22 protein-coding genes and 2 pseudogenes are annotated in these 22055 nt (G+C 53.1%); 9 read left to right on the forward strand and 15 right to left on the reverse strand.

The annotated features are described in order from the left end of the window. The first annotated feature begins 186 nt into the window (after nt 1-186). A complete protein-coding gene (smrA, locus tag INT84_RS05215; protein ID WP_194205898.1) occupies nt 187-750 on the forward strand; it encodes a DNA endonuclease SmrA in 564 nt (187 codons plus the stop codon). A gap of 6 nt (nt 751-756) precedes the next feature. Here the strand turns inward: smrA and INT84_RS05220 are convergent, their stop codons facing one another. The 3 genes and pseudogenes from INT84_RS05220 to INT84_RS05230 all read right to left on the reverse strand — a co-directional run bounded on the left by INT84_RS05220 (nt 757) and on the right by INT84_RS05230 (nt 3545). Then, nucleotides 757-1563, reverse strand: a complete 807-nt coding sequence (locus tag INT84_RS05220; RefSeq protein ID WP_194205899.1) for a serine protease — start codon at nt 1561-1563, stop codon at nt 757-759. Nucleotides 1564-1822: 259 nt separating this feature from the next. Next, nucleotides 1823-2164: pseudogene (gene asr / locus INT84_RS05225) on the reverse strand (acid resistance repetitive basic protein Asr); the annotation flags it as partial. A 130-nt stretch (nt 2165-2294) separates the two neighbouring features. After that, on the reverse strand, nt 2295-3545 hold the full coding sequence (locus tag INT84_RS05230; RefSeq protein WP_194205900.1) for an MFS transporter: 1251 nt from the start codon (nt 3543-3545) through the stop codon (nt 2295-2297). A 107-nt stretch (nt 3546-3652) separates the two neighbouring features. Here INT84_RS05230 and INT84_RS05235 point away from each other — a divergent pair, with 107 nt between their 5' ends. The 3 genes from INT84_RS05235 (at nt 3653) to bioD (ending at nt 6712) form a co-directional block, all read left to right on the forward strand. Then, on the forward strand, nt 3653-4555 hold the full coding sequence (locus INT84_RS05235; RefSeq protein WP_194205901.1) for a LysR family transcriptional regulator: 903 nt from the start codon (nt 3653-3655) through the stop codon (nt 4553-4555). 113 nt (nt 4556-4668) lie between these two features. Then, the gene (gene mlc, locus INT84_RS05240; RefSeq protein ID WP_176920800.1) at nt 4669-5889 is read left to right on the forward strand and encodes a sugar metabolism global transcriptional regulator Mlc; all 1221 of its coding nucleotides are present in this window, start codon (nt 4669-4671) and stop codon (nt 5887-5889) included. A 127-nt stretch (nt 5890-6016) separates the two neighbouring features. Next, entirely contained in the window at nt 6017-6712 is a 696-nt protein-coding gene (gene bioD / locus INT84_RS05245; RefSeq protein ID WP_176920799.1) for a dethiobiotin synthase, read from the forward strand. Here bioD and clcB read toward each other — a convergent pair. Next, nucleotides 6686-7960 carry a voltage-gated ClC-type chloride channel ClcB gene (clcB, locus tag INT84_RS05250; RefSeq protein ID WP_194205902.1) on the reverse strand — a complete coding sequence of 425 codons (1275 nt, stop codon included), beginning with the start codon at nt 7958-7960 and terminating at the stop codon, nt 6686-6688. The genes bioD and clcB overlap by 27 nt on opposite strands. Before the next feature lie 171 nt (nt 7961-8131). Here clcB and INT84_RS05255 point away from each other — a divergent pair, with 171 nt between their 5' ends. Next, nucleotides 8132-8563, forward strand: coding sequence for a hypothetical protein (locus INT84_RS05255; protein WP_194205903.1), 432 nt, complete (start codon nt 8132-8134; stop codon nt 8561-8563). On the opposite strand, the gene osmV is transcribed toward INT84_RS05255, so the two are convergent. The 9 genes and pseudogenes from osmV to INT84_RS05300 form a co-directional block, all read right to left on the reverse strand. Next, the gene (osmV, locus tag INT84_RS05260) at nt 8560-9708 is read right to left on the reverse strand and encodes an osmoprotectant ABC transporter ATP-binding protein OsmV (RefSeq protein ID WP_194205904.1); all 1149 of its coding nucleotides are present in this window, start codon (nt 9706-9708) and stop codon (nt 8560-8562) included. The two genes, INT84_RS05255 and osmV, sit on opposite strands and share 4 nt — an antisense overlap. Next, nucleotides 9708-10355, reverse strand: a complete 648-nt coding sequence (gene osmW / locus INT84_RS05265; protein WP_176920796.1) for an osmoprotectant ABC transporter permease OsmW — start codon at nt 10353-10355, stop codon at nt 9708-9710. Before osmW ends, osmV begins: the two co-directional genes overlap by 1 nt. 9 nt (nt 10356-10364) lie before the next feature. Continuing rightward, on the reverse strand, nt 10365-11267 hold the full coding sequence (gene osmX / locus INT84_RS05270) for an osmoprotectant ABC transporter substrate-binding protein OsmX (protein WP_194205905.1): 903 nt from the start codon (nt 11265-11267) through the stop codon (nt 10365-10367). Between the two features lie 19 nt (nt 11268-11286). Beyond that, a complete protein-coding gene (osmY, locus tag INT84_RS05275; RefSeq protein ID WP_176920794.1) occupies nt 11287-12003 on the reverse strand; it encodes an osmoprotectant ABC transporter permease OsmY in 717 nt (238 codons plus the stop codon). Between the two features lie 329 nt (nt 12004-12332). Then, nucleotides 12333-12947, reverse strand: coding sequence for a Tat proofreading chaperone DmsD (dmsD, locus tag INT84_RS05280; protein WP_194205906.1), 615 nt, complete (start codon nt 12945-12947; stop codon nt 12333-12335). A 43-nt stretch (nt 12948-12990) separates the two neighbouring features. Next, the gene (locus INT84_RS05285; RefSeq protein ID WP_194205907.1) at nt 12991-13848 is read right to left on the reverse strand and encodes a dimethyl sulfoxide reductase anchor subunit family protein; all 858 of its coding nucleotides are present in this window, start codon (nt 13846-13848) and stop codon (nt 12991-12993) included. Between the two features lies 1 nt (nt 13849). Beyond that, complete coding sequence (locus tag INT84_RS05290; protein ID WP_176920791.1) at nt 13850-14470, reverse strand: DMSO/selenate family reductase complex B subunit; 621 nt, start codon at nt 14468-14470, stop codon at nt 13850-13852. A gap of 9 nt (nt 14471-14479) precedes the next feature. Continuing rightward, nucleotides 14480-16914 (reverse strand): annotated as a pseudogene (ynfE, locus tag INT84_RS05295) (selenate/tellurate reductase subunit YnfE). A gap of 195 nt (nt 16915-17109) precedes the next feature. After that, nucleotides 17110-17412 carry a DUF1161 domain-containing protein gene (locus tag INT84_RS05300; protein ID WP_194205908.1) on the reverse strand — a complete coding sequence of 101 codons (303 nt, stop codon included), beginning with the start codon at nt 17410-17412 and terminating at the stop codon, nt 17110-17112. Nucleotides 17413-17518: 106 nt separating this feature from the next. Between INT84_RS05300 and INT84_RS05305 the strand changes: the two genes are divergently transcribed. Then, on the forward strand, nt 17519-18229 hold the full coding sequence (locus INT84_RS05305) for a YnfC family lipoprotein (RefSeq protein ID WP_194205909.1): 711 nt from the start codon (nt 17519-17521) through the stop codon (nt 18227-18229). 14 nt (nt 18230-18243) lie between these two features. Here INT84_RS05305 and speG read toward each other — a convergent pair whose 3' ends face one another. Beyond that, nucleotides 18244-18798, reverse strand: a complete 555-nt coding sequence (gene speG / locus INT84_RS05310) for a spermidine N1-acetyltransferase (protein WP_176920787.1) — start codon at nt 18796-18798, stop codon at nt 18244-18246. A 36-nt stretch (nt 18799-18834) separates the two neighbouring features. After that, entirely contained in the window at nt 18835-19182 is a 348-nt protein-coding gene (locus tag INT84_RS05315; protein ID WP_194205910.1) for a DUF1283 family protein, read from the reverse strand. 145 nt (nt 19183-19327) lie between these two features. On the opposite strand from INT84_RS05315, the gene INT84_RS05320 reads away from it, so the two are divergent. The 3 genes from INT84_RS05320 to INT84_RS05330 all read left to right on the forward strand — a co-directional run bounded on the left by INT84_RS05320 (nt 19328) and on the right by INT84_RS05330 (nt 22005). Continuing rightward, on the forward strand, nt 19328-19654 hold the full coding sequence (locus INT84_RS05320; RefSeq protein ID WP_176920785.1) for a YnfA family protein: 327 nt from the start codon (nt 19328-19330) through the stop codon (nt 19652-19654). Nucleotides 19655-19762: 108 nt separating this feature from the next. Beyond that, nucleotides 19763-20977: a starvation-sensing protein RspA gene (gene rspA, locus INT84_RS05325; RefSeq protein ID WP_176920784.1), complete on the forward strand. Its 1215-nt coding sequence runs from the start codon at nt 19763-19765 to the stop codon at nt 20975-20977. 11 nt (nt 20978-20988) lie between these two features. Continuing rightward, the gene (locus INT84_RS05330) at nt 20989-22005 is read left to right on the forward strand and encodes a Zn-dependent oxidoreductase (protein WP_194205911.1); all 1017 of its coding nucleotides are present in this window, start codon (nt 20989-20991) and stop codon (nt 22003-22005) included. Nucleotides 22006-22055 lie beyond the last annotated feature (50 nt).

A 22055-nucleotide genomic window follows, 5' to 3' on the forward strand; every position in this document is an offset into this window, starting at 1 on the left:
TCGATCAATATATTAACCAGGGTTAATAACTATTAAGCTCTATTAAAGCTTTCGAATTAAGGAAGGGTGGAGAGTAACTGTTTTCCTGTATCGCCCCGGAAACCGCCGGTAAAGAGTGTAAATCGTATTGAGCGTGGGGGGCCGCACCGCTATAGTGACCAGGTAGAGGTAGCCGGAGGAGTAGACATGAACCTTGACGACAAATCGCTGTTCCTTGACGCCATGGAGGATGTCCAGCCGCTAAAACGATGTAGCGATGTTAAGTGGTATCCAAACCGGAATACTCGCGCCCCTGAGCGCATTGATTCCCTGCAACTGGATAATTTTCTGACCACCGGTTTTCTGGAGGTGATCCCGCTTGCGACACCGCTGGAATTCAAACGTGAAGGCTTACAAAATGGGGTGATCGATAAGCTGCGCCTCGGCAAATACAGCCACCAGGCCAGCCTGAATCTTCTTCGTCAGCCCGTCGAAAAATGCCGACAAAACGTCTTTGCTTTTATCACTCAGGCGCACAAAGATGGGTTACGCAACGTGCTGATTGTGCATGGAAAAGGGCGGGATGATAACGCTCACGCCAACATCATTCGCAGCTACCTCGCGCGATGGCTTGCTGAACTGGATGACGTACAGGCTTATTGCGTCGCCGCTGCGCAGCATGGTGGCAGCGGGGCGTGTTACGTGGCGCTACGTAAATCCAGCGAGGCGAAGAGGGATAACTGGGAGCGTCATGCTAAACGCAGCCGGTGATCGCCCTTATTCTTCTTTCGCCAGTGCATCCAGTTTGTCGGTAAAGCCGGTCACCGCGATAGCGCGGTTATCGGCCCGCCAGCGATCTTTTGCGCCGGGCGCTGAGCTTTGAACCGCAATCAGTCGCCAGCCCTGTTCCGTTTTTAACATCAGCGGCGAACCGCTATCACCCGGAAGGGTGTCGCACTGATGAGACAGCACAGAGTTTTGTGCCCAGCCCGTCACAATACAATCCTGGTGGCTATACAGATCGTCAAGGTGATCTACCGGATAACCTGACTGCGTGACTTTGCGGTCTGCCGCTTTGAGGGCAGCGGTCAGGTCGGCTTTACTCCCCTGAAACAGAGGCAGAGGCGTAATACCTGAAGGCGGGTAGCGAAGCACGATCAGCCCAAAGTCCCAGGATGCGGCAGCGGGGGGCACGATCCAGCCTTCGCCATCTGGCGTCAGGCGTTTACCCAATCCTGGGTCGACCCGGCCTTCAATCCCATGTATCTCATAGCGCCAGAGTCCTTTCTGCGACACAAAACGCAGCGCAACAGCGTTATCCATTTTGCCCTTCGGCGGTGTTAACAGGCAATGACCTGCGGTGAGCGCAAGATGGGGAGAAATGAGCGTCGCGGTACACAGGTTACCGCTGGCTGTTTCGAGTTGACCGATAGCATCCCAGGGAGATTCAGTGGGAGTGGTGACGTGCGTTCTGTCATCATGACCAAAAAATAGCGTTCTGATATCTTTGGCACTCATCGTTTCATCAGCATGAGCAACAAAAGAAAGCAGAAGAGATCCTAACAGCACAACGGTTTTACGCATATCACTCTCAGACGGGGTAATTATGATTATTAAAAGTGAACCCAATGAGATAACTATAGACGGGACGCGAAGAAAGTGGGAGCAAAATCAGCGTGCTACATTAATTCAGGAAAAGGTGGGTAGCAATAAGCGCGCATAAAATTAATGTAATCAGAATGAGCTCAAATCGATAGCGACGCAGCATCACCGCTCTCCATAAAAATCGGCGCTGAACCAGCGCCGATGTGTTAATTATGCGGATCAGAGGCTGATATTACGCAGCTGGCTGAGCCGCTGGTTTTGCCGCAGCAGGTTTTGCCGCGTTGTGTTTCACGGTTTTTTTGCTTTTCTTCGCAGCCTGCGCTTTCTGAGCAGCCGGTTTAGTCGCATCCTGTTTTACCGCTTTTTTGTGTTTCTTAGCGGCCTGAGCTTTCTGGTCAGCGGCCGGTTTGGCTGCTTTTTTATGTTTTTTGTGATGCGTGGTTTTGGTGGTCGTGGCGTGAGTCGTGGTGGTAGTGGTGGTCGCGGCTGGCGTTTGCGTGGTGCTGGTGGTTTCAGCAGCGAATGCAGCAGATGACAGACCCATAGCAGCGGCAACAACCAGAGCTAATACTTTTTTCATTCTGATATCCTCGAATTGGTTTTTCATGCAACCCCACTGCGGGGCCGTTGAAAACACTATATCCCTGAGTATTCAGCCTTTCCGTGAGTGTTTGGTTTCCGCGTGTAACCGTTTGTACAACGCCACTCCGTTAACGTAATCGCCGGTGTAAAAGGGTGCCCACGATTAAGGCGACCGTGAGCATTAAGGCAATAAAACCGCCTACGCCATTCCAGCCGTAATTGTGCCAGAACAGACCGCCCAGGGTGCCTGCGATGCTGGAGCCAACATAATAGCTAAACAAGTACAGAGAAGAGGCCTGGCCGCGTGCACGCCGCGCACGCGGGCCAATCCAGCTGCTGGCGACAGAGTGGGCAGCAAAGAAACCCGCTGAAAACAGCAACATGCCAGCAAATATCAGCCACAGGGAGGAGAAAAGGGTCAGCAACAGACCGATAAGCATTACCCCGGTCGAGAAGATCATCACCGGTCCCCGACCATAGCGCTGGGTTAGCGCGCCCGCTTTCGGCGAACTCCACGTGCCGGTCAGATAGGCTACAGAAAGGAGACCCACTACCGTCTGACTCAGTGACCACGGCGACAGCATTAATCGATAGCCAATATAATTAAACAGGGTCACAAACGACCCCATCAGCAAAAAACCTTCCAGGAACAGTAGCGGTAATCCTCTGTCATGCCAGTGCAGGCGAAAGTTCAGCACCAGGGTTTTAGGGCGCAACGATGAGGCTTTGAAATGCTGCGATTCCGGAAGGATTTTCCAGAACATAATGGCGGACGCCAGCGCGAAGCAGCCAATCGCCGCTAGCGCGATACGCCAGTTAAACAGATCGGTGATCACCCCGCTCAACAGACGACCGCTCATCCCGCCAATCGAATTTCCGCTGATATACAGCCCCATTGAAAAGGCGACAAAACTTGGGTGGATCTCCTCGCTAAGATAGGTCATACCCACCGCCGCGACGCCGCTTAAGGCCAGCCCGGTTAATGCCCGCATGACCAGAATGCCATGCCAGCTGGTCATCATGGTGGAAAGCAGCGTACAGCAGGAGGCGAGCAGGAGGGCTGTAACCATCACTTTCTTGCGACCGATGGCATCCGACAGCGGGCCGGTGAATAACAATCCGATTGCCAGCATAGCCGTCGAAATGGAGAGCGAAATACTGCTGCTGGCAGGTGAAATGCCGAATTCGTGCGACAGCACTGGCAGAATGGGCTGAACACAATAGAGCAGGGCAAAGGTGGCCAGCCCGGCAGAAAAGAGGGCCAGGGTAACGCGAATAAACTGTCGGGTACCGCGCTGAATATATTTTGCAGGTTGCGATGAGGGCGTGGCGATCGCGTCGTTTTGCGGATTGGCATCGACGGTGGTTGTACGGCTCAATGGAGATTCCTTGCGCATTACGAAAAAATGAATATCACCTGACAAGGGTAGGAAATTGTAAATATTCTGTCTAATATATTAATAATCTCAATTGATACTTTTAAAATATGAATATTGAACTGCGTCACCTGCGCTATTTTATCGCGGTTGCCGAAGAGTTACATTTTGGCCGCGCCGCTGCCCGCCTGAATATCTCCCAGCCTCCGCTCAGCCAGCAAATTCAGATCCTCGAACAACAGATTGACGCGCGGCTGTTTAACCGAACGAATCGCAGCGTCAGTCTGACGGCAGCGGGCAAGCAGTTTCTTACCGACAGCCGGCAAATTTTAGCCGCGGTAGACGATGCCGCCTCGCGTGCCACCCGGCTGCATCAGGGGGAAGCCGGGGAAATACGCATCGGTTTTACCTCTTCTGCACCCTTTATCAAATCCGTTTCCGACACCTTGTCTTCCTTTCGTCTGGATTATCCGGATGTCCATATTCAGACGCGCGAAACCAATACCCGCGAACAGATAGCGCCCCTCAACGACGGTGCGCTGGATTTAGGGCTGATGCGTAATACGCAACTGCCGGACACCCTGAGCTGGCAGGCGATCCTTCATGAACCTTTACTGGCCATGATCCATCGTGAGCACCCTCTGGCCAGCCAGCGTGTCGTTTCTCTGGCCGAACTGGCGCGTGAGCCGTTTGTTTTCTTCGATCCCCACGTTGGAACAGGGCTATATGACGATATCCTGGGACTGATGCGCCGGTATGGTTTATCGCCGGTGATCACGCAGGAGGTAGGCGAAGCAATGACGATAATTGGCCTGGTGGCCGCCGGGCTGGGGGTATCAATTTTACCGGCCTCTTTCCGGCGCGTACAACTGGACGAAATGCGCTGGATACCCGTGCTCGAAAAAGATGCGGTTTCGCAAATGTGGCTGGTATGGGCGAATCATCGGACGCTTAGTCCGGCAGCGATTCGCTTTAAAGAACGACTTTTAAGGGGTGCAAAAGCCCAAAAATAACGAAAAAATGTGCGTTAAATCACATGGCTAAGCAAAAAGTTGACGCCAGCTATTGAAGTGTTTCACCATAGCCTACAGATTATTTCGAAGCGCGAAAATAAAGGGAGTCAGCGGTGGTATCCGATAGTCAGCCAGGACATATTGATCAGATTAAGCAAACCAATGCAGGAGCGGTTTATCGCCTGATTGATCAGCTTGGCCCGGTATCGCGTATTGATTTATCTCGTCTCGCACAGCTTGCTCCCGCCAGCATTACCAAAATCGTCCGTGAAATGCTGGAAGCGCACCTGGTCCAGGAAACGGAAATTCAGGATCCGGGAAGCCGTGGTCGTCCGGCCGTCGGCTTAAAAGTCGAAACTGACGCCTGGCACTACCTTTCTCTGCGCATTAATCGCGGCACCATCCAGATTGCACTGCGTGACTTAAGTAGCAAATCGGTGGCTGAAGAGGAACTTGAACTGCCGCTGGACGATCCGCAACCGTTATTAACCCGCATTGTCACCCATATCGACCAGTTTTTTATCCGCCATCAGCATAAGCTCGAGCGCCTGACCGCTATTGCCATCACGCTACCCGGTATTATTGACACCGAAAATGGCATTGTGCACCGCATGCCGTTCTATCTGGATGTTAAAGAGATGCCGCTGGGTGAGACGCTGGAAAAACACACCGGTGTTCCCGTTTATATTCAGCATGATATCAGCGCCTGGACTATGGCTGAGCTGCTGTTTGGCGCGTCGCGCGGTGCGCGGGATGTGATTCAGGTCGTCATCGATCATAACGTGGGGGCCGGTGTGATCACTGATGGCAGGCTGCTGCACGCAGGGAGCAGTAGCCTGGTGGAAATAGGTCACACGCAGGTTGATCCGTGGGGAAAACGCTGTTACTGCGGCAATCATGGCTGTCTGGAAACCATTGCCAGTATTGAGAGCGTGCTTGAGCTTGCGCAGGCGCGAATGAGCCAGTCGATGAGCTCCCGGCTTCATGAGCAGCCGCTGACCGTCACCTCGTTATGCGAGGCGGCGCAGCAGGGGGATTTGCTCGCCAAAGATATTATTAGCGGTGTCGGTACTCACGTTGGCCGCATCATTGCCATCATGGTGAATTTATTTAACCCACAAAAGATTTTGATCGGTTCGCCGTTCAATCAGGCGGCGGATACGCTGTTTCCCGCTATCGCAGACTGCATCCGCCAGCAGGCGTTGCCCGCCTACAGCCAGCATATTACGGTCGAAAGCACCCAATTTTCTAATCAGGGCACGATGGCCGGTGCCGCGCTGGTAAAAGACGCTATGTATAACGGATCGTTATTGATTCGTCTGTTGCAGGGTTAACAAATATTTACTGATAACCTAAAAATTGCGCTAACTCAAATTAGCCACTGACATCTTCACTTAGACTTTCTCCACCCTGATCCATTAATCAGAATGATATTTACCCGATTCAACGGTGGAGTGAATCATGCTTAAGCGTTTCTTTATTACCGGTACTGATACTGCTGTCGGAAAAACGGTGGTTTCCCGCGCGCTGCTACAGGCGATGGCTGCCTGCGGCAAAAGCGTGGCGGGATATAAACCCGTCGCCAAAGGGAGCAAAGAGACGCCGGAGGGGCTGCGTAATAAAGATGCTCTGGTGCTGCAAAGCGTTTCATCGCTCTCTCTGCCTTACGAGGCCATCAATCCTGTCGCGCTGAGCGAAGAGGAAAGCAGTGTGGCGCACAGTTCACCCATCAACTATTCACGCCTCTCTGAAGGGCTCGCCAGTCTTACCCGCCAGGTTGATCACGTTGTGGTCGAGGGCACGGGAGGGTGGCGTAGCCTGATGAACGATCTGCGTCCGCTCTCGGAGTGGGTGGTGCAGGAGCAGCTTCCGGTGCTGATGGTGGTCGGCATTCAGGAGGGCTGTATCAACCATGCGTTGTTGACTGCGCAGGCCATTGCCAATGACGGATTGCCACTGGTGGGATGGGTCGCCAACCGTATTAATCCGGGGCTGGCGCACTATGCTGAAATTATTGACGTGCTCAGTAAAAAACTGCCCGCGCCGCTGGTAGGCGAGCTGCCTTATCTGCCGAGAGCGGAGCAGCGTGACCTGGCACCCTACATCCATTTAACGATGCTCAAAGATGTATTAATGATAGATGGAGTTCCGGCGTAACGTCCGTGACAGCACGGATGCCACCACGCAGGAGAGTAACAAGCCGGGTAATAACATATATTGCCCGGTCATTTCACAAATCATCAGCGCCGACATAATCGGTGCATGAGTGGTCGCCGCCAGCAGTGTCGCCATGCCGGTTAATCCCAGCAGAACGGCAATGTCCCCGTAGCCCGGTAGCCATAGCGCCCACAGACTCGCAAAAAGCATCCCCGTAGCCATCCCCATAAACAGCGTCGGAGTAAAAACGCCTCCCGGTGCGCCCGAACCGCTGCTGGCGAGCACAGCAAGCAGCTTACAGACAAATATGCCAGCCACTACTGCAAACGGCGGCGGCAAATGCAAAAATCCCTGCACGACGCTATAACCATTCCCCCAGACGTCCGGCGTGAGCAGGGATAACACGCCAACGATCAGGCCACCCGCTGCCAGCTGCAACGGCGGCGACAATTTCAGGCTAAGAAACAGACGGTGGCTGGCCGACATGAGCCAGATAAATAGTGGGCCACACACTCCGGCCAGCAGGCCGGTCGCCAGCATCAACAGGTAGTCAATCCCTTCTACGGGAGTTGTGAGTTGTACGCTGTAGAGCAGAGACGGTCCGCCGTTGAGCAGTGAGGTTGTCAGCAGGGCGGTCACCGCCGCAATAACCACTGGCCCTAATGAGGCCAGCATCAACGTGCCAAATAAAATCTCGGCAATGAACAGGCTTCCGGCCAGCGGCGCATGATAGGCGCTCGCCATCCCGGCTGCCGCACCGCAGGCAATCCACAGCTTCCATTCCGCTTTTGCTGTAAACCGGCGTGCCAGAAAGGAGGCGGCGAGGGCAGAAAGCAGGATCATAGCTCCCTCGCGACCGATAGCGCTACCGCTGACCACCACCAATAGCGAGGCAAACGATTTAATCAGACTGGAGCTGACATCAAACTCGCTGTTTTCGCTCTCCAGCACTTCCATATAATCGGTTGGCGCATGAGGACGCTGGCGGGTGTACCACTGCCAGCAGAATAAAAGCCCACCGGCTGCCAGTCCACCAAGGGCAGGTGTAATCAGGCGTCGCCACCACGGTAGCCCGTCAGCGGCGTTAACCAGGCTGCCGCTGTTATTGCTCAGAAAGATCCATTCCAGCGCCAGCATCGCGTGGCGGAACAACGCTACGGCCAGTGCCGCCAGCACGCCAACGGCTATGGCAAACAACAGACGCCGAAGCATAACGGTTGAGTCAGGGTAGGTATGAAGACGGTGCATGGATCATTACAGGCAATGAGTGAATAGCATAATTGTGCCGTCAACGCGGGACGATTACAAAAGGTTAGCGTGCTACCGCGCTGAGTAATAGCGTTAAATTGTTTTCACTTCACCTGATTTTCACTTAAGGGTTTTACTCTGTCTGCATAACGTCTTAAGGGATAATGAAAAATGAAATATCAGGGAGTTAAATCCATTTTAGGGTTTGTTTTATTGGGGCCGCTGTTTGGCTTTATGCTCACCATCACGTTCTATCTTTTTGTCGTTCCGGATGCAGGCTATTTCCTCGAACGTGTGTTCAACGAGTCAGGCTTTATTCTTTTGTGTTGCTATGTCGTGGGATTCCTGCCCGCGTTGGCAACGGGGCTATGTTATGTGTTTCACCGCGCGCGCCCCCATGCGCTGCTTTCAACGACATTCACCGGGGCAATAACGTCATGCCTGCTGAGCGTGATAACTGGCTTATGGCTGGAGTGGATGATGAGATTGCCTGTACTGTATATCATACCGCATTTTGCGCTGAACGGTGGGCTATCGGCGCTGGGAAGCGCTTCTATTCTTGACCTCCTGATGGGCAAACCCACCAGGAGGCATGATGGTTAATTATCGCTATGAATATTCAGCGCGCGGCGGGTACGGCCGGAACTGAGATAATCGGCGATATAGTCCTGAGATATTTCACCGCTGTAGCGACCCTCTTCATCAACAATCGGCATCCAGCTGGTGTTACTCTCGTACAGTTTCGACAGCACCACGCGCAGGTTATCTTCAGCTTTACCGGTGACGCGGAACGGATGCAGCAGGGCTGCACTTTCTCCGGTCGCGTTACGTGCTTCACGGCGTTTGATAAAGCCCAGCGGCTTACCGTCGACGTCAACGACGGTGATCGCACGGATGTCGTTATCATCCATTATTGCAAAAGCTTCTGCGGCAGGCGTTGAGCGACGTACGGTCAGGGTCGGCTGCTGGTCGGTGACGTCACCGGCTGACACTAACAGCAGACGCTTAAGCGTGCGGTCCTGGCCGACAAACGAGCCCACGAACTCATTCGCCGGTTTTGCCAGCAGTTCGTCCGGGCTGGCGCACTGTACGATGCGCCCCTGGCGGAAGACGGCAATCCTGTCGCCGAGCTTCAGCGCTTCATCAATATCGTGACTGACCAGCATGACGGTTTTTTTCAGTTTGCGCTGCATTTCAAGGAACTGATTCTGGATCACCTCACGGTTGATCGGGTCGACCGCACCAAAAGGTTCATCCATCAGCAATACCGGCGGATCGGCCGCCAGGGCGCGGATCACACCGATACGCTGCTGCTGACCGCCCGACATCTCTTTCGGATAACGGTGCAGGAATTTTTTCGGATCCAGCGCCACCATATCCATTAGCTCTTCGGCGCGGCTTTTATAGCGGGCTTTGTCCCAGCCCAGCATTCGGGGGACCACGGTAATGTTTTCTTCAATGGTCATATTGGGGAACAGGCCAATCTGCTGGATCACATAGCCGATATTACGGCGCAGCGTTACGGTATCCATCTCGCTGGTATCCTGACCATTAATCAGAATCTTACCGCCTGACGAGGGGATCAGCCGGTTAATCATTTTCAGCGTCGTTGTCTTTCCACAACCGGAAGGGCCGAGCAAAACACACATCTCACCTTCGGGCACGTTCAGGTTCACATTGTCGACCGCGTTAAACGTCTGGCCGTTCTTTTGCTTAAATTGTTTAGTCAGGTTTTCCAGTTTTATCATTATCGTATCCCCTTCGGTGTCAGCACGATTTGCAGACGATGCAGTAACCAGTCCAGCACAATCGCCAGCAGACAAATCATTAACGCTCCGGCAATCAGCATGCGAATATCGCTTCCGCCGATACCGTTAAGTAATAAAAGACCCAGCCCGCCTGCACCAATGACGGCGGCTATCGCCATCACCCCGATGTTCATCACCACGGCAGTACGAATCCCGCCGAAAATGACCGGCAGCGCCATCGGAATTTCAACCCAGCGCAGACGTTGCCAGAAGGTCATACCAATGCCGCGACCCGCTTCGCGTAATCCCGGCGGCAGATTATCCAGCGCGGTATGCGTATTACGCACGATGGGCAGCAGCGAGTACAGAAACACGGCGGTAACAGCGGGAAGGGCACCAATCCCTTGGCCGATGAGGGAAAATACCGGGATCATCAGGCCGAATAGCGCAATGGAAGGAATGGTCAACAGAATAGTCGCCAGACCCAGCACCGGGGTTGCCAGCCATTTATAGCGAACAATGACAATTCCGAGCGGTACGCCAATGATAATCGCCAGACCAACTGCCAGCCCTACCAGCCACAAATGCTGGAACGTCAGGCTGGAGATATAGCCAGCATTATCAATCATGTAATGTATGGTATCCATCTGCGCTCCTTATAGCAGGCCTTTGCTTTGCAGGAAGTCGCGGGCGACCTGCTGAGGTGACTGATGCTCGATATCCACTTTGGCGTTTAAATCGATAATCGTCTCGTTATTCAACTGGTCCGATAGCGTATTGAGCGCCTCTTCCAGTCCCGGGTTCGCCTCCAGCGTATCCTTACGCACCACAGGGGTGACGGCATAGCTCGGGAAAAATCCTTTATCATCCTCCAGCACTTTCAGGTCGAAGCCTTTAATACGACCATCAGTGGTGTAAATCAGACCCGCGTCAACAAAGCCGTCACGAATGGCGTTGTAGACCAGACCCGGATCCATCTGGCGAATTTGCGGACGGTCAAGCTCCATCTGGTAAGCTTTTTGGAGCGGTTTCATTCCGTCGCTGCGCCCGGAAAATTCGAGATCCAGTCCCAACAGCCAGTTTTTATCCGGATCGGTTTGACGGATATTTTCGATTTTCGCCACCATCTGCGACATGGTGGTAATGTGCTCAGCTTCAGCGCGTTTACGCTGCATCGCAAAGGCGTAGGTGTTGTTCATATCAGCCGGTTTCAGCCAGACCAGACCGTGTTTAGCATCCAGCTTTTTCACCGTGTCGTAGGTCTCCTGCGGGGTCATTCTCTTGTTGATATGATTAAAGATAATCAGCGACGTGCCGGTGTATTCCCATGTCATATCAATCTGCTTGTTGATCATGGCATTGCGCGAAATGACTGTGGCAATATTGGTCTGCGGCTGTACCTGAAATCCTTTCTTTTGCAGATATTGCACGGTTAAGGCCGAAAGGATGTGCTGTTCGGTGAAGCTTTTGGTCGCCAGTACCAGCGGGGCGGCGCTGGCCTGCGTGGCGACAAGCGACGCCGCCGCAAGCAGGCTGATAATGTGTCTACGTAACGTCATATAACGCTCCTTATTATTGTTATCGTGCGACGTGCGGCGTCAGGACCCGGCCAAGGCTGGCCAGCAGGACGTCAAGAATTAAGGCAAAAAGCGCGGTGGCCGTGGCACCAAGAATGAGCGTCGGGAAATCATTGAGATAGATGCCGGGGAAGATCAGCTCGCCGTAGCTGCTGGCACCAATAAGAAACGCCAGCGGGGCAGTCCCTACGTTAATCGCTGTCGCGATGCGGATCCCGGAAAGCATGACGCTCCAGGCATTAGGCAATTCCACCTGGCGCAGACGCTGCCATTTTGTCATCCCAATACCGTCAGCCGCTTCCAGCAGCGAGGCGGGAACCGAACACAGCCCGGCGTATGTGTTACGCACAATCGGCAGCAGAGACGCGAGGAAAAGCGCAATAATCGCCGGTGTGTCACCGATGCCGATAAACACCATCGCCAGCGCCAGCACGGCCAGCGGTGGCAGGGTATTGCCGATGTTAAAAATCTGCATTACGTATTCCGCCACGCCGCGAGCAGCAGGGCGGCTGAGTAATATTCCGCACGGAATACCGACCAGCAGCGCTAAAAACATAGAACTGAATACGAGGATCAGGTGCTGTTGTCCGAGATAGAGGAGGTCAACTTTTCGCGCCATGATAGTGTCCGGGCCAATTCCCCAGACCAGTAATGCCAGCACGATGATGATTGCTGCAACGATTAAAAGTGCGCGCTGGAGCGCAGTAACATTATGCATTCTTATCCCTCTCCCTGTATGCATGTGTTATGGCAACCTGTTGGTTGCATATTGTTATGCCATGTCTGGCAGGGTCATAGAGCTATAGCAAGGGAGGGAAAGGGATGCCAGAAAGACGCGAAATTAATAGTTTCGTCAGGGAAGTGTAAACTATTGGTTATGCCTTATAACGTAACGGTTGGGAGCAGTATTAAGGAAAAGTCTTAAAAATTCTTTTTAAAAGTGACACTGTCACGTTGAGCGGCATTTAATCAGCAAAATTGCCTGCCGATCAAACAGAAAGAGTGATTAATGCCGGAGCGGGAGGATCTTCCGGCATTTTGCAACGATTAGCGATAAAGCGGCTTTTGGGCGATCGGAATTAATAACCGATCCTGCCATTGTGCCAGCGTGAGTTGTGCTAGCTGACCGAGCGCCTGATAAAAGGGATGTGCAGCATGCTCACTGAAAAGCGTCAGGAAACGTCCTGCCCACGGTAGCAGATGCCAGGCCAGAAGCTGTTCCCACTCGGTATGGCGGCCATTTTCACTGAGCCAGGCTCCCAACAGCAGCAGCGTGCCAAAATGATCTTCAGGTTCATTTTGTTGGCTTTCGAAGGCAATGTCGTTCTCGCGCATCCATTGTCGCAGCGCCAGCGTTGAATCGCCGAATAACACGCTTTCCCGATCCAGCCAGACAGACCCCCACGGCGGCGCGGGCAGCGTCCACGGGCCGACAAAAAGGCGCTGAAAAGCCTCAGGCAGTGACTCGTCGCTTTTTTGACTGAAGGTATTAACCAGCGGCTCCAGTGTTTCCGCTGGAAGAGGCCACTGCTCAGCCCATTCACCGCTGACAAAGGCGTCGGCCAGGGCGGCAACATCAGGCGTATCCGGCGGGTAGTAAAAGAGTGCGCCCAGCACGCGAGCTGTAAAAGCAAACGATCCGCACTCGTGTAATTCATTCATTCTCTGTTTCCTTGAAAGGCGCAGTATCACCTGCGCCTGTTACTTATCCGGCAACCGCCATGCCTGCGGTCATATGCAGACCATAAAAAATCACCCGTCCCAGCACTTCACCGACGACAACCAGTATAAAGCCGGCTAATAAGCTGATAACGTGCGGCGATTGACGGCGGATTAACGGACAAAGCCAGCAGCCCAGCCCTGCGGCGAGTAAAACCAGACGGCAGATTTGCATTGCGGCATAATCCGGCACTAGCGCACTGGCCTGCTGCACGGAACTCTGTACCGCGCCAATTTGTGCGCCCTGTAATAGCATAACCGCAGCACTGACCAGTAAGGCGACAATGCTAAGCGAGGCAAACGCGGTTCCTTTGAACGGAATTCGAGCCATACGTAGCAGCAATGCGCCAAAAACAGGGCCACCCAACAATGCGGTCAGGAAGAAAGTTGCCGTGGTGTAGCCGGTATACCAGGTCGGCACCGTCTCAATCTGATACACGCGGGTCATGGCCCAGATGAAAATGACCCCCAGCACCATGCTGATCACCAGCCAGATTTTACCCGCCAGCGCAGGCATTTTACCGATAACGGCCACCAGCCACCCGAGGCCGCCCACAGCAAAAAATAGCGAGCCGCTGGCGATTTCGTTACTCAGCGCGGAGCTACCTATCCGATTCAGCGAATTAAATGCCCGCAGCGGCGAGCCAAGGTGCATTACCGAGGCCAGAAAAGCAATGCCCATTACCAGCCAGAGAAAAAACATGCTGCGGACAATCCGCTGCTGACTGGCGCGATCGCCAGAAGACGCCATCCAGCCCAGCCCCGTGACAATCAGTCCGCCCACCACGCACTGACCGAGCACCGTAAATAACACCAGCGGCCATTCATGCCATCCGTTTCCCATTTCAGACCTCCTCCGGGTTTGCCAGGTAACCAGTGGTATCCCCACATGAACGGCTGTTGGCGTTAGGTTTTATCACGATATTCGGTCGGGTGAAGTGCGCTCCCGGCAATGGCGCAACCGCCGCCAGCTCGCCGTATTTTTCCCGCAGCTCTGCTATTGGCGCAAAATCCAGCGCCCGCAGCGGGCAGGACTCAACGCAAATCGGTTTTTTCCCCTCGTTCATCACGCGGTCGTGGCAGCCGTCGCATTTGGTCATATGGCCTTTCGCGGCGTTATACTGCGGCGCGCCGTAAGGGCACGCCATATGGCAGTAGCGGCAACCGATGCAGATATCTTCATCAACGATCACGAAGCCATCCTCACGTTTGTGCATTGCGCCGCTCGGACACACTTTGGTACACGCCGGATCGTCGCAGTGGTTGCAGGCAATCGACAGGTAATAGGCAAACACGTTTTGCTGCCAGACGCCGTTATCTTCCTGCCAGTCACCGCCGGCATATTCGTAAATTCGGCGGAAACTCACGTCCGGAGTGAGATCCTTATAATCTTTACAGGCCAGTTCGCAGGTTTTGCATCCGGTGCAGCGGCTGGAATCGATATAAAATCCGTATTGAGTAGTCATTGCGGCTCCTTAAACCTTCTCGATTTCAACCAGATTGGTATGCTGAGGATTACCTTTCGCCAGCGGCGAAGGACGGTGAGTGGTGAGCGTATTCATGCAGGAGCCATGATCGACTCTGTCGCCGGCCATATCTGCATCGTGCCATGCTCCCTGGCCCATCGCGCTAACCCCCGGCATAATGCGCGGCGTCACTTTAGCGGCAATGCGCACTTCGCCGCGCGCATTAAACACGCGAACCGTGTCGCCATTGGCAATCCCACGCTTCTGCGCATCAAGCGGATTGATCCACACCTCCTGGCGGCAGGCGCTTTTCAGAACATCAATGTTGCCGTAGCTGGAGTGGGTACGCGCTTTGTAGTGGAAGCCAAAAAGCTGGAGCGGGAACGTATTCCGCTGCGGATCGTCCCAGCCTTCGAACGTGGAGGCATATACGGGCAGGGGGCTTATCACCTCATCTTTTTCCAGCTCCCAGTGGGTCGCGATCTCTGCCAGGCGGCTGGAGTAGATTTCAATTTTGCCAGACGGCGTTTTGAGGGGATTAGCAACGGGATCGTCGCGGAATTTTTTATAGGCAATGAAATGCCCGGCCGGGTCTTTACGTTTATAAATCCCCATTTTTTTCAGTTCGTCATAGGAAGGCAGAAGGGGATCTTTTTCCAGCATTTTAGCGTAAAGGTATTTGAGCCACTCTTCCTGAGTGCGACCTTCAGTAAAGCGCTGGTAAATATCTGAACCCAGCCGCTTCGCCACCTCGCTCATCATCCAGTAAATCGGGCGGCGTTCAAATTTAGGTGCGGTCGCCGGCTGGATAAAAATTAAATACCCCATATTCCCGGCATAATCGTTAGGAATAATATCTTCCTGTTCAACGGTCATCAGATCCGGTAGCAGGATATCGGCGTATTTTGCCGAGGAGGTCATAAAATTATCAATAACAACGATGGTTTCGCACTTGCTCTCATCCTGCAAAATATCGTGAGTTTTATTGATATCGGAATGCTGATTGGTAATGGTGTTGCCCGCGTAGTTCCAGATGAACTTAATGGGCACGTCGAGCTTATCTTTTCCGCGCACGCCGTCACGGGTAGCGGTCATTTCCGGGCCACGGGCGATAGCATCGGTCCAGCTAAAGCAGGAGATTTGCGTTTTGACCGGGTTATCCGGCAGCGGCATGCGCTCGATGGTAATGGTATACGTTGATTCGCGTGCACCGCTGTTGCCGCCGCTAATTCCCACGTTGCCGGTCAGGATCGGCAGCATCGCGATAGCCCGCGAGGTTAATTCGCCGTTGGCCTGACGCTGAGGCCCCCAGCCCTGACAGATATAAGCGGGTTTAGCAGAGCCGATTTCTCGTGCCAGTTTAACAATCCGCTCGGCGGGAATACCGGTAATATGCGCTGCCCAGTCAGGCGTTTTCGCAATGCCGTCTTCGCCGTTACCGAGAATATACGCTTTATAATGGCTGTTGGCCGGCGCGCCTTCTGGCAGCGTTTTTTCATCATAGCCAACGCAGTATTGATCGAGAAAATCCTGATCGACCAGATTTTCATTGATGAGTACCCAGGCCAGCCCGGCGACCAGCGCAGCATCCGTGCCGGGACGGATAGGGATCCACTCATCTTCTCGCCCGGCGGCCGTGTCAGTATAGCGCGGGTCGATAACAATCATTTTGGCATTTGAGCGCTCGCGTGCCTGCTCCAGAAACCAGGTGATCCCGCCGCCGCTCATACGGGTTTCGGCAGGGTTATTACCGAACATCACCACCAGCTTTGAGTTTTCAATATCAGAGGTGCTGTTGCCCTCATTCGAGCCGTAGGTATACGGCATCGCGCAGGCAATTTGCGCGGTAGAATAGGTGCCATAATGGCTCAGAAACCCGCCGTAGCAGTTCATCAGCCGGGCCACCAGGGAAGCGTAAGGCGAGGAGCGGGTAATATTGCCCCCCACAATGCCGGAGGAGTAATTAATATAAACGGCTTCGTTACCGTATTTCTCCACCACGCTTTTAGGCTTTGACTGATGGTGTCCAGCGCCTCATCCCAGCTTATGCGCTCAAATTTACCCTCACCGCGTTTACCGACCCGTTTCATTGGATAATTCAGACGGTCGGGGTGATTAATCCGCCGACGAATAGAACGCCCGCGTAAACAGGCCCGTACCTGGTGATCGCCATAAACATCGTGACCGGTATTATCGGTTTCAACCCAATATACTTCGTCATCACGAACATGCAGGCGTAACGCACAGCGGCTGCCACAGTTGACGGAACAAGCACCCCACACCACTTTATCCGAGGGCTGAGTAGCCTGTTGCACGGCCGCCGCAGCGGTTTTGAACCCAAAAGGTAGAGAAAAACTTCCGGCAGCCAGCGCCAGCGAACCTATTGCCGTTGATTTAACAAGGGTTCGTCGGCTGATCCCACCGGGGTTTTCGACATTGGACATAATTGCTCCATCATAGTTATCGTAATAAAAATATTACCGGCCGAAATTAATACCGGCCTAATGATGGGCAATGCTACCTCTTCGGGAGTACGGATTATTATCACGGGTCAAACGGGGGGGCATTAAGGAAAAAAAAGGTGGCGTTTAATCGACCTGGCTCACAATATTAAACGCCATAACTAAGATTGAACTCATTTACTGTGGCTCAGCAGGTTGTCCGTCCTGAGTCGCATTGCCGCTTACGGGATAGTTGCCGCTGCTGGTGCGGGTATAGAGAATTTTATACGTATCATTGGCACAATGGCCTACGACCTGCGAATCAGGCTGGTCAGTCTGATCGTTAGGCACGATGGCAAGCGTAAAACCGGCTTCTGGTACGCCATTGTTAATGATTTTTTGCTGAATATCGCTCTTCACCCGTTCACAGGAATCCGGGGCGGCCAGCGCCGGGGCGGAACCCGCGATAAGCAGGGCGATTAACCAACGAGAAGTTTTCATATCATCATCTCCTAATCTCAGGATTTACGCTAAAGCATAGCACAGACAGTGTAAACGTCTGTATTTGCTATTATAATTGAGAAAGGTCCTGACTCAGGTAGATAACGTGAACAAATTACTGATTTTAATCCCCTTCGCCGCTCTGCTGGCAGGCTGTGACGAACCGGCCGCCCCGGTGGCATTTACCCCGGAGATGGCGGGCTTCTCCAGCGAATTCGACTTTGACCCCTTGCGCGGACCCGTCAAAGAGTTCAGCCAGACCCTGGTAGATGAGAAGGGCGAGGTCGCGAAACGCGTTTCTGCCTCCATGTCCAAAGAGGGATGCTTTGATGTGCTGGAGCTGCATGACGTGGCAAACGACTCCGGCGTGGCGTTGATCCTTGATGCGAATTATTATCTGGATGCGCAGACGCATGAGAAAAAACTCCGCACTCAGGGCAAATGCCAGCTGGCGGAACTGCCTGCCGCAGGGCTCTCCTGGGAAACAAATGACAAGGGATTTATTACTGCGGCGAAAGGGCGCGAGGTTCAGATACAGTATCAGTACGACAACGAAGGCTATCCGCTGGGTAAAATCTCTGAAGCAAAAGATAAACGTCTTAAAGATGAAATCAAACCATCAACCGATCCGCGCAAAAAAATGGATTATACCGCGGTAAGTTTGTTGAACGACAAGCCGTTGACCCGGGCGAAACAATCCTGCGACTACGATAGTCACGACAACCCGGTAAGCTGCAAATTACTGCTCACCGATGAAAGCGCCTCTCCTGCGGTAGAGACGCACTATACGATTAAATACACCATGCAATATTATTAAGCCGACCGCACAACTTACTGCGCGGTCGGTTTTAACAGCGTCTGGCCGGATGGCTTGTGGTTTTCCAGATACTCCTGCTGGAATATGCACATGCGGATGGTGTTGCGATACTCACCATTAATAAAAAATTCATGGATCAACTCGCCCTCAATTCTGAATCCGAGCTTGCGATAGATATGGATCGCTTTCTCATTTTCTTTATCGACGATCAGATAGAGCTTATAGAGATTTAATACAGTGAAGCCATAATCCATCGCCAGCTTTGCCGCACGCGAAGCCAGCCCTTTACCCTGATGTTCAGGCGAAATAATAATCTGGAACTCGGCCCGGCGGTGAACGTGGTTTATCTCTACCAGTTCAACCAGACCCACGTTATCGCCATTGCATTCAACGACGAAACGACGTTCGCTTTGATCGTGTATGTGCTTGTCATAGAGATCGGACAGCTCGACAAACGCCTCGTAAGGCTCTTCAAACCAGTAGCGCATCACGCTGGCGTTATTGTCGAGCTGGTGGACAAAGCGCAAATCTTCACGCTCAAGAGGGCGGAGTTTAATGACGTCGGTCATCAGAATTCCTTTCTTGTCATTGTTAACAATGGAAACTTATGGCGTAACGACGCGACCGGTACGGCGATCGAGACAGCGCAGCGTATTCGACTCCCAGTAGGCGTTCACGTTGGCGCTCTGATGGCATTTATCCTCGGCATCAAAGGCCACATCGGCTTTATCCCACTCTTTCTCGGCACGCTTATTGATCTTCTGGCGCATCGTGCGCGTATCGTCCCACTGCTCTTTGTCCATAGCGGCATTTTGTCGGCTCTGGGCGCTGTTACCCGACTCAATCACCAGCTTGCTGGTTTCGGCATATACCGTGCCGGAAGCGGTATACACCACGGCGGCCAGCGCCAGCATGGCGGTCAGACCCAGGCGTTTGCTCAGTGTCATTTTCATTGAGATTCCCTCTGTCAGTACACGAAATAATATAGTGCAGATTCTACTCTATCTCTCACAAGTCGCCTACCCACAGAGAGTGTATGAATATGCTCAACTGATTATGTCGTATGATGGTTCAACCGCACCTCACTGAAATGGGCACATGTTAAAAACAACCCTTCTTTTTTTTGTCACCGCGCTGTGTGAAATCATCGGCTGCTTTCTTCCCTGGCTGTGGCTGAAGCGAGGGGCCACGCCATTATTGCTGATCCCGGCAGGTCTGGCGCTGGCGATGTTTGTCTGGCTATTGACCCTTCACCCGGCGGCAAGCGGACGCGTTTATGCGGCTTATGGCGGGGTGTACGTCTGTACTGCGCTGATCTGGCTGCGGGTGGTGGATGGCGTAAAACTCAGCGTTTATGACTGGGCGGGGGCCTTAATCGCTCTGTGCGGCATGTTGATTATCATTGCAGGATGGGGGCGCGCCTGAGCGCCTTTTTTTGTGATCGGTGGCCGCTTTTTTGATCTTAATACTTGTATGGTAGTAGCTCAGGTGAGTAAATTCCCGGCATCACATACTGCGATGTAAGGGATACAAATGAAAATTGTTGGCGCTGAAGTCTTCGTTACCTGCCCTGGACGTAACTTCGTTACGCTGAAAATTACCACCGACGATGGCATTACAGGTCTGGGCGATGCCACGCTGAATGGTCGTGAACTGTCTGTCGCGTCCTATCTGAAAGACCATCTGTGCCCGCAACTGATTGGCCGCGATGCCCATCGCATCGAAGATATCTGGCAATTCTTTTATAAAGGGGCTTACTGGCGTCGTGGTCCGGTCACCATGTCGGCGATCTCCGCCGTAGATATGGCGCTGTGGGATATTAAAGCGAAAGCAGCCAACATGCCGCTTTACCAGTTGCTCGGCGGTGCCTCGCGCGAAGGCGTGATGGTCTATTGCCACACCACCGGTCATTCGCTGGATGATGTGCTGGAAGATTATGCTCGCCACAAGGAGATGGGCTTTAAAGCCATTCGCGTTCAGTGTGGTGTGCCGGGCATGAAAACCACTTACGGCATGTCGAAAGGAAAAGGGCTGGCTTACGAGCCGGCGACAAAAGGCCAGTGGCCGGAAGAGCAGCTGTGGTCCACGGAAAAGTACCTCGATTTTACCCCAAAACTGTTTGCGGCCGTGCGCGAAAAATTTGGCTTCAATGAGCATCTGCTTCACGACATGCACCATCGCCTGACGCCGATTGAAGCCGCCCGCTTCGGTAAAAGCATCGAAGACTATCGCCTGTTCTGGATGGAAGACCCGACCCCGGCGGAGAATCAGGAGTGTTTCCGTCTGATCCGCCAGCATACGGTGACGCCGGTCGCGGTAGGCGAAGTCTTCAACAGTATCTGGGATTGCAAGCAGCTGATTGAAGAGCAGCTTATTGATTATATCCGCACCACCATAACCCACGCGGGTGGCATCACCGGGATGCGCCGCATTGCTGATTTTGCCTCTTTATATCAGGTGCGCACCGGCTCCCACGGTCCTTCCGATCTCTCACCGGTCTGTATGGCCGCCGCCCTGCATTTCGATTTGTGGGTACCGAATTTTGGCGTTCAGGAATATATGGGCTATTCGGAGCAAATGCTGGAGGTCTTCCCGCATAACTGGACGTTCGATAACGGCTATATGCACCCTGGCGATAAACCCGGACTGGGCATTGAGTTTGATGAAAAGCTGGCGGCGAAATACCCCTACGACCCTGCTTATTTGCCAGTCGCCCGACTGGAAGACGGCACATTGTGGAACTGGTAACGGAGCAAAATATGAAAAGCATCGTTGTTAAACAGCCCAATGATTTAGTCATTGAGGATCGTCCGCTGCCGACGCCCGCCGCCGGAGAGGTGCGGGTGCGGATTAAACTGGCCGGAATATGCGGTTCAGATAGCCATATTTATCGTGGCCATAATCCGTTTGCAAAATACCCGCGGGTCATCGGGCATGAGTTCTTTGGCATTATTGATGCGGTAGGTGAAGGGATTGAACCGTCGCGCCTGGGACAACGCGTCTCCGTCGATCCGGTCATTAGCTGCGGTCAGTGTTATCCGTGCTCGGTCGGGAAACCTAATGTTTGTACCTCGCTGGTAGTATTAGGTGTTCACCGCGACGGCGGATTCAGTGAATACGCCGTGGTGCCAGCCAAAAATGCGTTTGCCATTCCCGACGCCATTTCCGACCGGCACGCGGTGATGGTCGAACCTTTCACTATCGCCGCGAATGTGACCGGTCAGGTCAACCCCGGCACAAAGGATATTGCGCTGGTTTACGGTGCCGGGCCGATGGGACTGACCACCGTTCAGGTACTGAAAGGGGTTTATAACGTCAGCCAGGTCATCGTTGTCGATCGTATTGATGAACGCCTCACGATGGCGAAGAAGAGTGGTGCTGACTGGGTTATTAACAATCGTGAGCACTCTCTGGCGGCGCAACTGGCGGAAAAGGGAATACAACCCACGCTGATTGTCGATGCCGCGTGTCATCCCTCCATTTTGCAGGAAGCTATTTCACTGGCTTCGCCAGCGGCACGGATTGTCATTATGGGATTCTCCAGCGAGCCTGCTGAAATTATCCAGCAGGGTATTACCGGAAAAGAAATCTCTATTTTTTCTTCGCGGTTAAATGCGCATAAATTTCCTGTGGTCATCGACTGGTTAACCCAGGGTCTTATCGATCCGGAAAAACTTATTACGCATACTTTTGATTATCATCATGTCGTTGATGCTATTAACGTTTTCGAGAAAGATCAGCAGCGGTGCTGCAAGGTATTACTTACGTTTGCTTAATGATTATATCAATGCGGGCTAGTGGTACGCACCTTACCTTTTGAGATGCC

Source organism: Superficieibacter sp. 1612_C1 (genome assembly GCF_015234305.1).
Lineage (GTDB): Bacteria > Pseudomonadota > Gammaproteobacteria > Enterobacterales > Enterobacteriaceae > Superficieibacter.

Bases quoted from the DNA above. Each gene is read 5' to 3' on its own strand.
- smrA (WP_194205898.1), top strand. From the start codon at position 187: ATGAACCTTGACGACAAATCGCTGTTCCTTGACGCCATGGAGGATGTC.
- INT84_RS05220 (WP_194205899.1), bottom strand. From the start codon at position 1,563: ATGCGTAAAACCGTTGTGCTGTTAGGATCTCTTCTGCTTTCTTTTGTT.
- INT84_RS05235 (WP_194205901.1), top strand. From the start codon at position 3,653: ATGAATATTGAACTGCGTCACCTGCGCTATTTTATCGCGGTTGCCGAA.
- bioD (WP_176920799.1), top strand. From the start codon at position 6,017: ATGCTTAAGCGTTTCTTTATTACCGGTACTGATACTGCTGTCGGAAAA.
- clcB (WP_194205902.1), bottom strand. From the start codon at position 7,960: ATGCACCGTCTTCATACCTACCCTGACTCAACCGTTATGCTTCGGCGT.
- INT84_RS05255 (WP_194205903.1), top strand. From the start codon at position 8,132: ATGAAATATCAGGGAGTTAAATCCATTTTAGGGTTTGTTTTATTGGGG.
- osmV (WP_194205904.1), bottom strand. From the start codon at position 9,708: ATGATAAAACTGGAAAACCTGACTAAACAATTTAAGCAAAAGAACGGC.
- osmW (WP_176920796.1), bottom strand. From the start codon at position 10,355: ATGGATACCATACATTACATGATTGATAATGCTGGCTATATCTCCAGC.
- osmX (WP_194205905.1), bottom strand. From the start codon at position 11,267: ATGACGTTACGTAGACACATTATCAGCCTGCTTGCGGCGGCGTCGCTT.
- osmY (WP_176920794.1), bottom strand. From the start codon at position 12,003: ATGCATAATGTTACTGCGCTCCAGCGCGCACTTTTAATCGTTGCAGCA.
- dmsD (WP_194205906.1), bottom strand. From the start codon at position 12,947: ATGAATGAATTACACGAGTGCGGATCGTTTGCTTTTACAGCTCGCGTG.
- INT84_RS05285 (WP_194205907.1), bottom strand. From the start codon at position 13,848: ATGGGAAACGGATGGCATGAATGGCCGCTGGTGTTATTTACGGTGCTC.
- INT84_RS05290 (WP_176920791.1), bottom strand. From the start codon at position 14,470: ATGACTACTCAATACGGATTTTATATCGATTCCAGCCGCTGCACCGGA.
- INT84_RS05300 (WP_194205908.1), bottom strand. From the start codon at position 17,412: ATGAAAACTTCTCGTTGGTTAATCGCCCTGCTTATCGCGGGTTCCGCC.
- speG (WP_176920787.1), bottom strand. From the start codon at position 18,798: ATGACCGACGTCATTAAACTCCGCCCTCTTGAGCGTGAAGATTTGCGC.
- INT84_RS05315 (WP_194205910.1), bottom strand. From the start codon at position 19,182: ATGAAAATGACACTGAGCAAACGCCTGGGTCTGACCGCCATGCTGGCG.
- INT84_RS05320 (WP_176920785.1), top strand. From the start codon at position 19,328: ATGTTAAAAACAACCCTTCTTTTTTTTGTCACCGCGCTGTGTGAAATC.
- rspA (WP_176920784.1), top strand. From the start codon at position 19,763: ATGAAAATTGTTGGCGCTGAAGTCTTCGTTACCTGCCCTGGACGTAAC.
- INT84_RS05330 (WP_194205911.1), top strand. From the start codon at position 20,989: ATGAAAAGCATCGTTGTTAAACAGCCCAATGATTTAGTCATTGAGGAT.